This window comes from Mycobacterium sp., assembly GCF_049281135.1.
Lineage (GTDB): Bacteria > Actinomycetota > Actinomycetes > Mycobacteriales > Mycobacteriaceae > Mycobacterium.
Genome location: NZ_JBAPRN010000119.1, coordinates 1 through 15,169, shown reverse-complemented (window position 1 = coordinate 15,169; position 15,169 = coordinate 1). Strand labels below are relative to the sequence as shown.

The window sequence follows — 15,169 nt, the reverse complement described above, 5'->3', positions numbered from 1 at the left end:
GGTCGCGGGTGCGCGATCTCACCGCACTTTCGTTTCTCGGGGATGTGCCGATGTGCCCGCCTCTGAGCGATTTCGTCGACACCGCGCTGTGCAGGGACTTGTCGCTGTTAGGTGGACAGATCACCATACGACTGACCGCTGTTGCTGGGGTGACCGGTTCGACGAGCGCCGCGGCCGCGGTTCGAGGAGGGTTGGTTCTGTGTCCCACCACTTCGACACACCCACGGCGCGCGAAGATCCGCGGCTGAACCTGTGCGACTTCTATCTCTTCGCCGGGGCCCCTGGAACCACGGTGATGGCAATGACCGTCAATGCTGCCGCGACCATCGACACCCCCGCGCCGTTCCGCGACGAGGCCCTCTACGTGTTCCGCTTCGACACCGACGGGGACCATCGGGAGGACATATCGATCAAAGTCCGGTTCGGCGAGCCGGTCCATGTCTCCACCCATGGGGTCGAGGGGCACGCGCAGACGTTCGACGTCCGGTGTGCCACCGGCGACGACGCCGTTGCGGGTGGGGACGGGCAGCTGATCGTGGCAGGGACGACCGGCACACCGGTACTCGGGGACAACCGAATACGTGCCTTCGCCGGGGTCGTCAATGATGTGTTCGGCGGCGACGCCGCCGCGGTCAACGCGTTCAAAGACGCCTTTGCGGCCGGCTTCTACAAGCCCGAGGCATTCAACAACCGCGTCAACTTCTTCGCCGACCGCACCGTCGGCGGCATCGTCGTCGAGCTACCGAACACGCTGCTTGGTATCGGGAAGCCGGTGCAAGCCTGGTCCACGGTGTCGCTGTTCGGGCACGCACCCGAACAGCAGGTGGCCCGTTGGGGCTTGCCGTTGTTTACCCATGTGTTCCTCAATGACGACGACTTACGGGAGGCATTCAACCGCACGCCGCCTTGGGGCGACAATGCGGCGTTCGTCGCAAGCACCGTCGATACCGTCACTAAGTACGTCACCCTCGCCGGCACGTCGCCCGAACCGCGTGTCTACGCGCGCCGTGTAGCCGAGTTGTTCGGGACAATCACGCTGCCCTACATCGTGGGCACCCCCGCCTCGTTCGACTACACCGGTTTCAACGGGCGTGCCCTCGGCGACAACGTGATGGACAACATGCTGTCGGTGCTGACGAATTCCCCGCTGGGCACCGGCATCGCCCCCGACCCCGAGCGCATCTCGGAGAACTTTCCGTACTTCAGTCGACCTAAGCGGGCGTGAAATTTCTCGTCAGCGATTCGCCGACACCGCGCTGTGCAGGTGCTTAGCATCATGTCTCGATGAAGGTTCAGCCCGCCGCATTCCTGCGAACCACCCTGCCCCTCGACTTGTCCAGGCTCGACGAGCTGGACAGCGGTCGCTACCACTCGATCTGGCTGCCCGACCACATGGTCAGCTTCTGGCCGGATTCGATCTGGACGCCTGAATTCACCGACCTGGCAACCGCCTCGCCGTCACCGCATCGCCATCTCGACGGCCTGGCGGTGGCCGCCGCAGCCGCGGCGCTGACGGAGAACGTGCCACTGGTCTCCGCGGTCGTCGACACCGTCCGCCGCCACCCCGCGATGCTGGCCCAGACCGCGCTGACCATTGACCACCTGGCCCGCGGCCGATTCATTCTCGGTCTCGGCAGCGGCGAAAGTGAGAACACCCTGCCGTACGGGTTCGACTTCGCTCGCCCCGTCGCCCGGTTCGAGGAAGCGCTGCGGGTGATCCGCCTGCTCTGGGAGAGCAACGGGCCGGTCGACTTCGACGGGCAGTTCTACCGACTGCATCATGCCCGGCTGGACAGCGAGCCGTACCAGGACCGGCTGCCGCCGATCTGGATCGGGGCCAGCGGCCCGCGGATGCTCAACATCGCGGGACGGTACGCCGATGGCTGGTGGCCGGCGGGCGCGTGGACGCCGGAGCATTACGCCGAGATGCTCTCGGCGGTAAGGACATCGGCCGAGCGCGCGGGCCGCGATCCGATGGCGATCACGCCGTGTTTCATCCAGGTCTGCTTGATCGGCCAAGACGACGCCGCGCTCGCCGAGATTCTGGAGGCGCCGCTGGTGAAAGCCTTTCTGCTCCAGGTGTCCGCAGAGACGTTGTCCGGCTTCGGTTTTAAGCATCCGATGGGCCCTAACTGGCGCGGATTTCAGGACATCGACCCCGCGGTTCTCACCCGCGAGCGGATCGTCGAATTCCTGGCCGGGGTGCAGCCGGAGATGCTGCTCGCCGTGGTCCCGCACGGCACGCCGAAGGAGGTCGCCGAGATCATCAAGACGTTTGTCGATGCGGGCTTACGCATACCCAAGATCCTCGATTACGGCGCGATGGCCGGCCTCGGTTACGCGGCGGCCTCGGCCGCCAATGTTCGCGCAGCCGAGGACGAACTGCTCCAGTTGTGCGGAGACCTAGGGTGACCGCGGGACTGAACGCCGAGGAGTTGCTGGCCTGCGCGACAGCGGACACCGGCCTGACCGACTACGCCGACCCCACGCTGCCGGAGCGATTCGCCGTCGCGATCGATCACCTCAACGGCCTCGGCATGGACGCGGCGGGAATCGCTGCGGCGGCCCAAGTGTGCGGGTGGCTGCTGACCTCGCGGTTGGAATTCGTCGAAGACCGCAACCGGTACCCCGTCGCCGATGAAATGATCGATGCGCCGATGTTCGTGACCGGCGAACCACGTTCGGGCACAACGCTGATGCATGCGTTGATGTCCGTCGATCCCGACGCTCGGGCGCTGCGGTTCTGGGAAGTGATGTACCCGTCGCCACCACCCGGTCTGGCCGGATCGGGCGACGCGCGGCGCGCACGGGCCGACGACGATTGGCGCGAGATAAACGCCAAGATGCCCAAGTGGCTGCACAGCCACCCCTACAACGACATGCTCGGCGACGGCCTGCCTGAGGACGAGCGCACCTGGGCGTTCGATTTCCGGGTGATGACGCCGACCGCGTGGTGGCGGGTGCCGATGCAATCGCTGGTCGGTGGACTGGCCACCGACGCGACGGCGCAGTACCGGCTACACAAAGCCATGCTGCAACAATTGCAATACGCTCGCCCACGAAAGTACTGGGTACTCAAAGGCTTTCACGGATTTCGGCTCAAAGAGATGTTCGCGACGTATCCCGACGCGACACTGGTCTGGCTGCACCGCGACCCGGTGCAGGTGGCCGCGTCGCGCACGATGATGATGGCCGACATCGCTGAAGGCATGTTTGGGCCCGTCGATCTGCACGCCGAGGCCAAGCTGCACCTCGAGCTGACCCGCTCTGGCGTCGCCAACACGATGAGCAACCCGATGGTCGACGATCCGCGGATCCTGCACGTCCGCTACGCCGACTTCATCGCCGATCAGGTCGCGACGGTACGGCGCTACTATGCATTCGGCGGTCGCGAGCTGACGACGCCGGCCGAGTCGGCGATGCGGTCCTACCTGGCCGACAACCGCGGCGACCGGCACGGCAAGTTCCGCTACTCCACCCAGCTGCTGATCGACATCGGCGAGGACCTCGACGCATTACATGAGGAATTCAGGCCGTTCCGTGAGCGATTCGGCGTCGAGATCGAGAACCGAGGGTAGCGGTGACCCACGAGCGCCTGTCGGTGCACAACGTCACGTTCTACGGCGCCCCGCTGGCCGACCTGCAGAAGTATTGGACCGACCTAGCGGTGAATCGGTTGAGCATTTTGGACAGCCAACTGCTCGACCCGGAATTCCCAAAACTGCTGCAGGACAAAACCTATAGCGTCGAGGCCGTGTACCACCTGTTCGCCGGCGGCGCATTGGCCAACGACCCCCACGACGCCCGCGACGCGCTTAACCGGGTGATCGACGCGGCCGCCGCAGTCGGCGCGGGCACCGTCTACCTGCTCACCGGCGGGCGGGGCCCACTCAGCTGGGCTCAGGCGGCCGAGCGGTTCTGCGAGGCAATCGCGCGGTGCGCGGTGTACGCCGAGCGGTCGGGCGTGGCCCTGGCGATCGAGAACGCGTCGAGCCTCTACGCCGACATCCATCTCGCCCATACGCTGCGGGACACCGTCGCGCTGGCCGAGATGAGCGGGCTGGACATCTGCATCGACGTGTTCCACTGCTGGGCCGAAGGCGATGTCGACGAGCTCGTGCGACGCGCGCTGCCGCGCACCAGGCTGATCCAGCTCAGCGATTACGTGCTCGGCGACCGATCGCTGCCGGGGCGCGCCGTTCCAGGCGACGGCACCATCCCGATCGAAGGGTTTATCGCCCAGGCGCTGGCCGGCGGCTACGCCCACGGCTTCGACCTCGAGCTGATCGGCCCGCGGATCGAGAAGGAGGGCCGGCTCGAATCGGCGCGGCGCGCATGTGATGTCGTAGGGGCGATGCTCACCAAGTTGGGGGCCTGACGATGGCCTACGGCGACGGGCCCGACGACGCCGCGCTGCGGGCGGCGTGGACGGCGTTCTGCGAACAGCTCCGCGGCGCGGGCGAGCAGGCGTTCAAGGACGCCAACGCCCACTCCGGTGCGCAGCGCGTCGACGCATTCCGGTTCCTCACCCAAAACCTGGGCCAGGCCTTCGATTTGGCGTTGGAGACTCGCGACACCGGCTACCCGGCACTGCACACCTTCTGCGGTCCGACCCGCAAGCTCGGTGGCGACTGCGGCGATTTCACCTACCAGCAAGCGTGGATCGACGGGCACTCGACATATCGCGTGACCGGCAGCCGCGGCACCGCGCGATTTTTCAACGTCACCGTGCAGGGCCTCCGGACCCCCGGCCCCGGCGTACTGCACGAGCCTTTCGGTGACACACCGGAAGCCAACCTCGTCGGCGATCAGCTCAGCATCGGCGACGACGGGATCTTCGAGCTGTACATCGGCGGTCCGCAACGCGGTCCCAATTGGCTGCCCACCACGGCAGGGTCGCGAAAGCTGTTCATCCGACAGGGTTTTGACCGCTGGGATGAGTTGCCTGCGCAGATCCGGATCGAACGAATCGACATGTCGACGCCCAAGCCGCTGCCCTCGGCAGAGGTGATGGTCGAGGCGATGAATTGGGCCGGCGACTTCGTCACCGGGCTGATGTCGGATTGGCCGGAGTTCCCGTTCAGCTACGGCGGCGTCGACGCCGATCGGCCGAACACCTTTCCTCACGTCGAGGCCAGCGGTGCCGACGCCAAGCGCGGCCGGGCCGCGGCCAACATGTACTGGGAGCTCGGCGCCGAGGAGGCGCTCATCGTCGAGTTCGACGCTCACGACGGGCTGTGGATGCTGACCAACATGGGCGTGTTCTTCAACAGCATGGACTACCTGTACCGACCGGTCAGCTACACACCGAGCCGCACCGCAGTCGACACCGACGGCCGCATCCGACTGGTTATGGCGCACCGTGATCCCGGCGTGCACAACTGGTTGGACAGCCAGGGATTCGAACGCGGCAACCTGACCTACCGCCACATGCTCGAGGGCCAACCCGCCGTTCTCACCACCCGCGTGGTCCGCGACGACGAACTGCTCAGCGCCCTGCCCGCGGACACCGCGATGGTCACCGAGTCCGAACGGGCCGCCGCGATGTGGGATCGATTCCGCGCCATCCGTCGTCGCTATGTCCTCTAGGGTCACAACTTGTGAGCGACATCTCTGACGACGACCTGCTGACTCTGTCCGAGTTCGGGCTGCTGGCCGAGAACGCCGAGCAGGCCGGCGTCACCGGTCCGGTTCCCGCCGTGCGGCGCGTCGAGTCCGGCGGCATCAGCGGGTTGCAGTGGGGCGACTCGTCGCCGCGGGTCGTGTTCTTGCACGGCGGCGGGCAGAACGCACACACCTGGGACACCGTCATCGTGGGGCTGGGAGTGCCCGCGCTGGCGATAGACCTGCCTGGCCACGGGCACTCGGCCTGGCGTGAGGACGGCGACTACTCGCCGCAGAACAACGCCGCCACGATCGAGCCGGTTATCGCGAACCTTGCGCCAGACGCCGAGCTGGTCGTCGGCATGTCACTGGGTGGGCTGACCGCGATCGGGCTGGGCGCCATCGCGCCACAGCTGGTGCGCGAACTCGTGCTGGTCGACGTCACCCCGTCGGCGTTGCGCCGTTACGCGGAGATGACCACCGACGAGCAAGGCACTGTCGCGCTGGTGGCCGGTGAGCGCAACTTCCCAAGCTTCGACGCGATCTTGGAGGTCACTACCGCTGCTGCGCCGCACCGCGACCGGAAGTCATTGCGGCGCGGCGTCTTTCACAACTCTCGCCGCCTGGACGACGGGACGTGGACGTGGCGTTACGACAGCATCCGAAAGATTCCCGATTTCGACAGCCTGTGGGACGACTTCGCCGGCCTGTCGGTGCCGGTCAGGCTGGTGCGCGGCGGGACGTCGCCCTTCGTCACCGACGAGGACGCCGACGAACTGGCCAGGCGTGCACAGCAATTCCAGGGCATTCAGGTCGTGGAGAACTCGGGTCACTCGGTGCAAAGCGACCAGCCTCGAGCGTTGATCGACATCTTGCGCGGCGTGCTGGCGGGCTAGCTCCGCCAGCGGTCCTTACTCGGGCCAGGTGTTGCCCAGAATGTTGTCGACGAAGTTGTCACGGGCGAAGGTGGGATCGAAACGCTCCAGGACATCAGCGTTGCACGTCCCGAAGGTGCTTTGGGGTCGGTGCTTCATCCCCTCGTTGAACGCGGCCAGGATTTCCCGCTTGAAATCCGGTCGAGGGTGTGCGGCGACAACCGCCTCGAGGTCCCCCGGAGCCAGATCGTCGCGGCCGATGCCGAGCACATCGGTCTCGACGCCCGCAGTCACCAAAGCTGTTTCGGGTGCCCGGAATTCGGGCACGCCGGGCGTGGTGTGCAGGGCGATACCCAGCCAGACTTTATCGGCGTCGGCCTCGTCGACTCCGTGTTCGAGCAGAAAGTCGCGCGCGGCGTTGGCCCCGTCGACCTCGAAGCGCAGCGTTGAGTTGCGGTAGCGCTCGGTGAGCCCGATGTCGTGGAACATCGCCCCGGCGTAGAGAAGCTCCACGTCCGGTCGCAGTCCGCGGCGGCGACCCTGCAACGCCCCGAAGAAGAACACCCGGCGGGAGTGGTTGAACAGCAAGTCGTCTTCGGCAGCTCGGATGTGCGCGGTAATCGCCGTCACCAGCTCGGTGTCGGGAAGGTTAACGCCGGCAATACTGTCGGCAGCCGTGCTGGACATATGCAGCTCCTACGATAAGGAGGTTGGTTGTCGAGCTTATCTCGCGTGGCACCGAGCCCTACGGTAGAAGGCATGACTTCTCCCGAGCGGCCGATCCGCATCGGGGTTCAGCTGCAGCCCCAGCATTCCCCGAGGTACGGCAACCTGCGCGACGCTGTGCGCCGATGTGAAGACATCGGCGTCGACGTCGCCTTCAACTGGGACCACTTCTTCCCGCTCTACGGCGATCCCGAGGGCGCGCATTTCGAGTGCTGGACCATGCTCGGCGCCTGGGCCGAGCAGACCTCGCGAATCCAGATCGGCGCGCTGGTGACATGCAACTCCTATCGCAACCCGGAGCTGCTGGCCGACATGGCCCGCACCGTTGACCACATCTCGGACGGTCGGCTGATCCTCGGCATCGGATCCGGCTGGAAGGAAAAGGACTACGACGAGTACGGCTACGAGTTCGGCACCGTCGGCAGCCGCCTCGACGACCTGGCCGGCGCGCTGCCACGGATCAAGTCCCGGCTGGCCAAGCTGAACCCGGCGCCGACCCGCGACATCCCCCTGCTGATCGGCGGGAAGGGCCCGAAGAAAACCCTGCGGCTGGTCGCCGAACACGGCGACATCTGGCACGGGTTCACCACTGTCGACAGTTACCCGCAGGCTGCCGAAGTGCTCGCCGAGCACTGCCAGGCGGTGGGCCGCGACCCCGACACCATCGAACGCTCGGCCGGTGTCAACGTCGAGAATCTGACCGCCGACGCCGACGGATTGGTGGCGCTGGGCGTGACGCTGTTGACCGTCGGGATCAACGGCCCGGATTACGACCTGAGCGACGCCGAGGCGCTATGCAGGTGGCGTGATCGGGCATGAGGGTCAGTGCATCTAAACTGGGCGCGCTACTGGCCACCCTCCTACTGATCTACAGCCTGGCTCCTCTCGCCCCGGCCTCCGCCGACAATCACATGTGTAAGCCGTCGGGCAAAGAAGGCGCGATGGCCCTGCCAGAGAAGCTGGTCACCGCCAGCCGGCCGGAGGAACGCGACTACACGACCGCCGATGTCGAGCCGTTGAGTTCGGTGAACATCGACGCGCTCGGTTTGCGCACGCCGCGGACCCTGACCGTCGGGACTCAGCCGGGAGGTCCTCCGACCAGCTGCCTGAACGCCACGGGGCGCTTCACCGGCTATGACAACGAATTGCTGCGCGCGGTCGCGGCAAAGCTGGGCCTGAACGTCGTCATTGCCGGCACCGAATTCGCCGGTCTGCTCGCCCAAGTGGCGACGGGACGCTTCGACGTCGCCTCATCGTCGATCGTTGCCACCGAGGCACGCCGCCGCACAGTCGGATTCACCAACGGCTACGACTTCGGTTACCTGTCGCTGATCGTGCCGACCGGCTCGGCGCTCGACAGCTTCGACAAACTGGGGGCGGGGCAGCGGATAGGCGTCATTCAGGGCACCGTCGAGGAGGCCTATGTCGTCGACACCGTGCATGTGCAGCCGGTGAAGTTCCCCGACTTCACCACGCTGTACACCTGCCTGAAGAACCATCAGGTCGACGCGTGGGTGGCGCCGGCAATGGAGGCGGCGAAAGTCATGCGGCACGGCGATGCCGCGAAGGTCGTCGCCTACACGTACAGTCCGGGCAGTTTCATCGCGTTCCCGGTCGCGAAAGACAACCAGCCGCTGATCGACGCGCTGAACGCCGGCTTGGACGCCGTCATCGCCGACGGCACCTGGTCACAGCTGTACACCGACTGGGTTCCGCGGCCCTTGCCGCAAGGCTGGAAGCCGGGATCGAAAGCGGCGCCGACGCCACACCTGCCGGACTTCGCGGCGATCGCCGAACGCAACCACCGCGAGCAGCCGGGCGGGACCGCGCTGCCGAAATCCACGCTGGTCCAGCTACGGGATCAGTTCTTCGACTGGGATCTGTACAGGCAGGCCATCCCGGCGATGGTGATCACGGGCCTGCCCAACACGCTGATCTTGACGATCAGCTCCAGTGTGATCGGCCTGGTGGTCGGTATGGGCCTCGCGGTGGCGGGCGTCTCGCGGACGCGCTGGCTGCGCTGGCCGGCGCGGGTCTACACCGACATCTTTCGCGGCTTGCCCGAAGTGGTGATCATTCTGGTGATCGGGCTCGGCATCGGGCCGATCGTGGGCGGACTGACGCACAACAACCCGTATCCGCTGGGCATCGCCGCCCTCGGCCTGACGGCCGCCGCGTATGTGGGTGAGATCTTTCGATCCGGCATCCAGAGCGTCGAACCCGGGCAGCTGGATGCCTCCCGCGCACTCGGGCTGAGCTACAACACCGCGATGCGCATGGTGGTGATCCCGCAGGGCATCCGCCGGGTACTGCCCGCCCTTGTCAACCAGTTCATCACGCTGCTGAAAGCCTCCGCGCTGGTGTACTTCCTCGGGCTGATCGCCGGCCAACGCGAACTGTTCCAGGTCGGCCGTGACCTCAACGCGCAGACCGGCAGCCTCTCGCCCCTGGTCGCGGCCGGGGTGTTCTACCTGATACTGACCATCCCGCTGACCCACCTGGTCAACTTCATCGACAACCGGCTACGGCACGGCCGGACCGCCGATCGAGCACCGGCAGATCCGCTGGCAGTGCCAAGCAGTCAGGAGATGACGTGACCGAATCAGTATCGTTGGCGGGCAATGGGATTCAGCTTTCCTTCGGCAGCAACAAGGTGCTGCGCGGTGTGGACATCAACGTGCCGGCCGGCAACACGGTGGCGGTGATCGGCCCGTCGGGCTCTGGAAAGTCGACCCTGCTGCGGGCCCTGAATCGATTGCACGAACCCGACGGCGGCGACATCTTGCTCGACGGTCAGTCGGTTTTGAAGGACGATCCCGATGCGGTGCGGCAGCGGATCGGTATGGTGTTTCAACATTTTAACCTTTTCCCGCATCTGAGCGTCCTGGATAACGTCATGCTGGCACCGCGCAAGCTCAAACGACTCTCCGGCGACGCGGCTCGCGAGTTGGGGCTGGCGCACCTGGACCGGGTCGGCATGAAACACAAAGCCGATTCCCGCCCCGGCGCCGTTTCGGGCGGCCAACAGCAAAGGGTGGCGATCGCCCGCGCGCTGGCCATGTCACCTCAGGTGATGCTGTTCGACGAGGCGACCTCTGCGCTGGATCCCGAACTGGTCAAAGGAATCCTGGCGCTGATCGCCGACCTGGGTTCCGAAGGCATGACAATGGTGGTAGTCACGCACGAAATGGGTTTTGCGAAGTCCACTTCCGACACCGTCGTCTTCATGGATCACGGCCAGGTCGTGGAGACCGGGCCGCCCGCGCAGATTTTCGAGGCGGCCACGACCGAACGTCTGCAGCGCTTCTTGTCGCAGGTCCTGTGACAGGCAAATACGAAATATAGGCCGCATAACTGCAGACAGGTTAGACTGTCGAACTATGGCGGAAACCGAAGCCACCGTGCCCGAGCTCACGGAGCTGGCGGAGGGGCTTCACCGCACGCTTTCCAAGCTGTTCTCGATCCTGCGCCGCGGCGATCCCAGTGCCGGCGCGGCGCAGGCCAGCGACCTCACCCTGGCCCAGCTGTCGATCCTGGTCACTCTGCTCGACCGCGGCCCGATCCGGATGACCGATCTGGCCGCGCACGAACGCGTCAGGACACCCACCACGACGGTGGCGATCCGCCGGCTGGAGAAGATCGGCCTGGTGAAGCGCTCGCGCGACCCATCAGACCTGCGTGCGGTGCTGGTCGACATCACCCCACGCGGACTGGCTGTGCACCGTGAGTCGCTGACCAACCGGATTCACGCGCTGGCCACGCTGCTGAGCCAGCTCAGCGAGCCCGACCAGGAAACCCTCGCCAAAGCGCTTGCACCGCTGGAGCGGTTGGCCTGCAGCGAGCCGGTGGGCAGCACGGCGACCGCCCATACCAACGGCGACCAGACGTCGTAATTCCTTGCTGCGCATAGGCACCTAAGCTGGCGAGCATGCGGACCGCGCTCATCACCGGCGCCAGTCGCGGGATCGGTGCCGCTATCGCCGACGCCCTGGCGCCCACCCACACCCTGCTGGTAGCCGGGCGGCCGTCACCCGCGCTGCAGGCCACCGCGGATCGGTTGGGCGCCACCACGCTGGCGCTGGATATGACCGACACCGACGCGATTCCGGCCGCTACCGCCGCCATCAGCGAGCTCGATGTGCTGGTGCACAACGCCGGGGTGTCGTTGCCCGGGCGGGTAGCTGAGTCCACCGTCGATCAGTGGCGGACCACCTTCGACGTCAATGTCGTTGGCGCCGTTGCGGTTACGCTGGCTCTTCTGCCGGCCCTACGGCGTGTGCAGGGTCAGGTGGTGTTCATCAACTCAGGGGCGGGCCGCACGGCGTCGGAGAGCATGGCGTCGTATTCGGCCAGCAAGTTCGCGCTGCGGGCGTTCGCCGATTCACTGCGCTTGAGCGAGCCGACGCTACGGGTCACCACCGTCTATCCCGGCCGTACCGATACCGACATGCAGCGCGAGTTGGTGTCGTTCGAGGACGGCGAGTACGACGCCGAGCGGTTCCTGCACGCGGACACCGTCGCCGCGGCGGTCGCCCACGCGATCCAGACACCCGCCGACGGGCACCTGCACGAGGTCATCCTCAGACCACGCGCCCGCTGACGATGCAGGCCGGAACGGCCCGAGGTGGGCTAAACGACGGGGTTGACCATTTTCCCGGCGACGACTGTGCGGGTTATGAAGGCAATTCGGCGGTTTCTGCGCACACAATCTGCACACTCGGCCTCTAGACGACGAGGTTGACCATTTTCCCGGCGACCACGATCACCTTCTTCGGTGTCGCGCCGGCCAGGAACGCCTGCACCTTCTCATCCGCCAGCGCTGCGGTCTCCACCGCATCGGCGTCGGCACTGGCCGACACCGTGATCCGGCCGCGCACCTTGCCGTTGACCTGAACGGGGTATTCCACGCTGTCGTCGACCAGGTAGTCGGGATCGGCCCCCGGGAACGGGCCGTGTGCCAGCGACGCCGGATGGCCCAGCCGCTCCCACAACTCCTCGGCCAGGTGCGGAGCCAGCGGCGCCAGCATCAGCACCAACGGCTCGGCCGCGGCCCGCGGAACCGAGTCGCGGTGCTGCTTGGTCAGGTGGTTGGTGTACTCGATCAGCTTGGCCACCGCGGTGTTGTTACGCAGTGCCGCATAGTCTTCGGAGACTCCGGCGATGGTGCGGTGCAGCAGCCGCAGTGTGTCGGTGTCGAGATCGGCGTCCTCGGTCACCCGAGTCTCGCCGGACTGCTCGTCAACCACCAGCCGCCACACCCGCTGCAGGAACCGGTGCGCCCCGACCACATCCTTGGTGGCCCACGGGCGTGACGCCTCCAGCGGGCCCATCGACATCTCGTACACCCGCAAGGTGTCGGCGCCGTAGTCGTCGCACATCTCGTCCGGTGACACCGAATTCTTCAGGCTCTTACCGATTTTGCCGAACTCCTGGAAGACTTCGATCTCCCCGTCGACACCCGGGTAGTAGAACTTGCCGTCACGCTCGACGACGTCGGCGGCAGTCACGTAGGACCCGCGGGCGTCCGTGTACGCGAACGCCTGGATGTAGCCCTGGTTGATCAACCTGCGGTAGGGTTCGCGGGAGCTGACGTGGCCGAGGTCGTACAGCACCTTGTGCCAGAACCGGCAATACAGCAGGTGCAGCACAGCATGCTCGGCGCCGCCGACGTAAAGGTCGACACCACCGGGATCGCCGGGCCCGTGCTCGGCGGGCCGAGGGCCCATCCAGTAGGCCTCATTCTCCTTGCCGCAGAATCGTTCTGCGTTGTGCGGGTCGGTGTAACGCAGCTCGTACCACGAGCTGGCCGCCCACTGCGGCATAACGTTGGTGTCGCGGGTGTAAGGCTTCAGGCCGTCCCCGAGGTCCAGCTCGACGTGCACCCACTCGGTGGCCTTGGCCAGTGGCGGCGACGGCTCGCTGTCGGCGTCGTCGGGGTCGAACAGCACCGGCGAGTAATCCGGGACGTCCGGCAATTCCACCGGCAACGCGGCGTCATCCAGCGCGTGGGCGCGTTCGTCGCTGTCATAGACGATCGGAAACGGCTCACCCCAATACCGTTGCCGCGCGAAAAGCCAGTCGCGCAGCTTGTATTCGATGCGCGCCTCACCGCGGCCTTCGGACTCCAGCCGTGCGGTGATGGCCTCCTTGGCGGCCGCGACCTTGAACCCGTTGAGGTAATCCGAGTTCACCAGAACGCCGTCGCCGGTGTATGCCGCCTCCGAAATATCGCCGCCGGCAATCACTTCGACGACCGGCAGGCCGAATTCGTGGGCGAACTCCCAGTCGCGCTGGTCGTGGCCGGGCACCGCCATGATCGCTCCGGTGCCGTAGCCGGCCAGCACGTAGTCGGCGATAAAGACCGGCACCGGCTCGCCGTTGGCCGGGTTGGTCGCATAAACGCCCAGGAACACGCCGGTCTTGGCCTTGTTCTCCTGACGCTCCAGATCGGACTTCGCGGCGATGGCCTGCCGGTAGGCGGCGACAGCGTGTGCGGGGCTGTCCGCATCGTAGGTCCAGTGCGGATCCACACCCGCCGGCCATTGCGGCGCCACCAGACGATCGACCAGCTCATGCTCGGGAGCCAGCACCAGATACGTTGCACCGAAAAGGGTGTCCGGCCGGGTGGTGAACACCTCCAGATCCACCGTTTCGCCATCGGTGGTCGGGGCCGCGAACAGCACTGCCGCGCCGGTGGATCGGCCGATCCAGTTGCGCTGCATGGTCTTGACCTTGTCCGGCCAGTCCAGCACATCCAGGTCGTCGAGCAGCCGGTCAGAGTATGCGGTGATCCGCATCATCCACTGCCGCAACCGCTTGCGGAAGACGGGGAAGTTCCCCCGGTCGCTGCGGCCGTCGGCGGTGACCTCTTCGTTGGCCAGCACGGTGCCCAGGCCCGGACACCAGTTCACCATCGAATCGGACCGGTAGACCAGGCGGTGCGCGTCGATCACATCGGCGCGCTCGCCGGCCGACAACGCCGCCCAGTTTCGGCCGTCACCCAATTGACGTGCACCGGAATCGAATTCGGCGACCAGTTCGGCGATCGGACGGGCCTGGTCAGCGGCGGCATCGAACCACGCGTTGTAGATCTGCAGAAAGATCCACTGCGTCCACTTGTAGAACTCGACGTCGGTGGTGGAGAAACTCCGCCGGTTGTCATGACCGAAACCCAGCCGGCCCAACTGGCGCCGGAAGTTGACGATGTTGGCCTCGGTGCGGGTGCGCGGGTGCGTGCCGGTCTGTACCGCGTACTGCTCGGCGGGCAGACCGAAGGCGTCGAAACCCAACGCGTGCAACACATTGCGACCCAGCATCCGGAAATAGCGGGCGTAGACATCGGTGGCGATGTAGCCGAGCGGATGACCGACGTGCAGACCCTCGCCCGAGGGATACGGGAACATGTCCTGCACGAACATCTTGTCGTCGGGCACCGGTGAACCGTCCGTCGGCGCCAGCGAACCGACCGGGTTGGGCACGTTGAAAGTTCCCAGCCGGGTCCAGTTGTCCTGCCAGGTGCGTTCGATGCGGCCGGCTAGGTCCGCGGTGTAGCGAAACCGCGGCGCGTCGGCATCGGCCTGTCCGGCAGGGGCGGTTGGGGAGTCGGTCACGCCCAACAGGTTATAAGGGCGGCGTCGAGCGACCCGCCGACCATCGACGGTCTCGGTTGGATTGCAGACCGATCAGGGGTTTGTCCCAGGTGTATTGCAGGTCGGTTCCAGTGCTGGAAGCCGCCGCTTCCCCTGGTTACAGTCGCTTTCTGCGACTTCGACAACGAGCCGAGCAATCTCGGAAGGAACGACCCCCATGAAGCAGACTGCCCGTAGCTGGCGAGTAACGGTCGCGGGTCTGGCCGTCGGCGCTGCCGGTGTGTTGGGCCTTGCCAGCCCCACCGCTTCTGCCGACCCGGTGTTCCCGCCCCGCCCCAACCCCGCTCCCGCCACCCCGATGCCGCAAGCCGTCGC

The 15,169-nt window shown here is 66.1% G+C and carries 14 protein-coding genes; 12 read left to right on the top strand and 2 right to left on the bottom strand.

Translation table 11 applies throughout. From position 1 onward, the window contains the following. The 7 genes from WAN02_RS04870 to WAN02_RS04840 all read left to right on the top strand — a co-directional run. Positions 1 to 248, top strand: a 248-nt coding sequence (locus WAN02_RS04870) for a hypothetical protein (protein WP_422263048.1), incomplete at its 5' end; no start/stop codon positions are given. Further along, complete coding sequence (locus tag WAN02_RS04865; protein ID WP_422263047.1) at positions 200 to 1,225, top strand: DUF4331 family protein; 1,026 nt, start codon at positions 200 to 202, stop codon at positions 1,223 to 1,225. The genes WAN02_RS04870 and WAN02_RS04865, both read left to right, overlap by 49 nt. A gap of 59 nt (positions 1,226 to 1,284) precedes the next feature. After that, positions 1,285 to 2,412 (top strand): LLM class flavin-dependent oxidoreductase, encoded by a 1,128-nt coding sequence (locus WAN02_RS04860; RefSeq protein WP_422263046.1) that lies wholly within the window; start codon positions 1,285 to 1,287, stop codon positions 2,410 to 2,412. Then, positions 2,409 to 3,578 (top strand): sulfotransferase family protein, encoded by a 1,170-nt coding sequence (locus WAN02_RS04855; RefSeq protein ID WP_422263045.1) that lies wholly within the window; start codon positions 2,409 to 2,411, stop codon positions 3,576 to 3,578. The genes WAN02_RS04860 and WAN02_RS04855 overlap by 4 nt, the downstream gene beginning before the upstream one ends. Before the next feature lie 2 nt (positions 3,579 to 3,580). Beyond that, a complete protein-coding gene (locus tag WAN02_RS04850) occupies positions 3,581 to 4,378 on the top strand; it encodes a sugar phosphate isomerase/epimerase family protein (protein WP_422263044.1) in 798 nt (265 codons plus the stop codon). A 2-nt stretch (positions 4,379 to 4,380) separates the two neighbouring features. Then, complete coding sequence (locus WAN02_RS04845; RefSeq protein WP_422263043.1) at positions 4,381 to 5,589, top strand: DUF1214 domain-containing protein; 1,209 nt, start codon at positions 4,381 to 4,383, stop codon at positions 5,587 to 5,589. Positions 5,590 to 5,600: 11 nt separating this feature from the next. Then, complete coding sequence (locus WAN02_RS04840; RefSeq protein ID WP_422263042.1) at positions 5,601 to 6,500, top strand: alpha/beta fold hydrolase; 900 nt, start codon at positions 5,601 to 5,603, stop codon at positions 6,498 to 6,500. A 15-nt stretch (positions 6,501 to 6,515) separates the two neighbouring features. Here WAN02_RS04840 and WAN02_RS04835 read toward each other — a convergent pair whose 3' ends face one another. Next, entirely contained in the window at positions 6,516 to 7,166 is a 651-nt protein-coding gene (locus WAN02_RS04835) for an HD domain-containing protein (RefSeq protein WP_422263041.1), read from the bottom strand. Between the two features lie 72 nt (positions 7,167 to 7,238). On the opposite strand from WAN02_RS04835, the gene WAN02_RS04830 reads away from it, so the two are divergent. From WAN02_RS04830 to WAN02_RS04810, 5 genes are read left to right on the top strand one after another with little or no spacing between them, the layout of a single operon-like run. Continuing rightward, positions 7,239 to 8,024, top strand: a complete 786-nt coding sequence (locus WAN02_RS04830) for an LLM class F420-dependent oxidoreductase (RefSeq protein ID WP_422263040.1) — start codon at positions 7,239 to 7,241, stop codon at positions 8,022 to 8,024. Continuing rightward, positions 8,021 to 9,802 (top strand): ABC transporter substrate-binding protein/permease, encoded by a 1,782-nt coding sequence (locus tag WAN02_RS04825; RefSeq protein ID WP_422263039.1) that lies wholly within the window; start codon positions 8,021 to 8,023, stop codon positions 9,800 to 9,802. Before WAN02_RS04830 ends, WAN02_RS04825 begins: the two co-directional genes overlap by 4 nt. Further along, positions 9,799 to 10,530, top strand: a complete 732-nt coding sequence (locus WAN02_RS04820; RefSeq protein ID WP_422263038.1) for an amino acid ABC transporter ATP-binding protein — start codon at positions 9,799 to 9,801, stop codon at positions 10,528 to 10,530. Before WAN02_RS04825 ends, WAN02_RS04820 begins: the two co-directional genes overlap by 4 nt. A 55-nt stretch (positions 10,531 to 10,585) precedes the next feature. Then, positions 10,586 to 11,098, top strand: coding sequence for a MarR family winged helix-turn-helix transcriptional regulator (locus tag WAN02_RS04815; protein ID WP_422263037.1), 513 nt, complete (start codon positions 10,586 to 10,588; stop codon positions 11,096 to 11,098). Between the two features lie 35 nt (positions 11,099 to 11,133). Continuing rightward, positions 11,134 to 11,805: an SDR family oxidoreductase gene (locus WAN02_RS04810; RefSeq protein ID WP_422263036.1), complete on the top strand. Its 672-nt coding sequence runs from the start codon at positions 11,134 to 11,136 to the stop codon at positions 11,803 to 11,805. A 124-nt stretch (positions 11,806 to 11,929) separates the two neighbouring features. On the opposite strand, the gene leuS is transcribed toward WAN02_RS04810, so the two are convergent. Next, on the bottom strand, positions 11,930 to 14,815 hold the full coding sequence (gene leuS, locus WAN02_RS04805; RefSeq protein ID WP_422263035.1) for a leucine--tRNA ligase: 2,886 nt from the start codon (positions 14,813 to 14,815) through the stop codon (positions 11,930 to 11,932). Between the last annotated feature and the right edge of the window lie 354 nt (positions 14,816 to 15,169).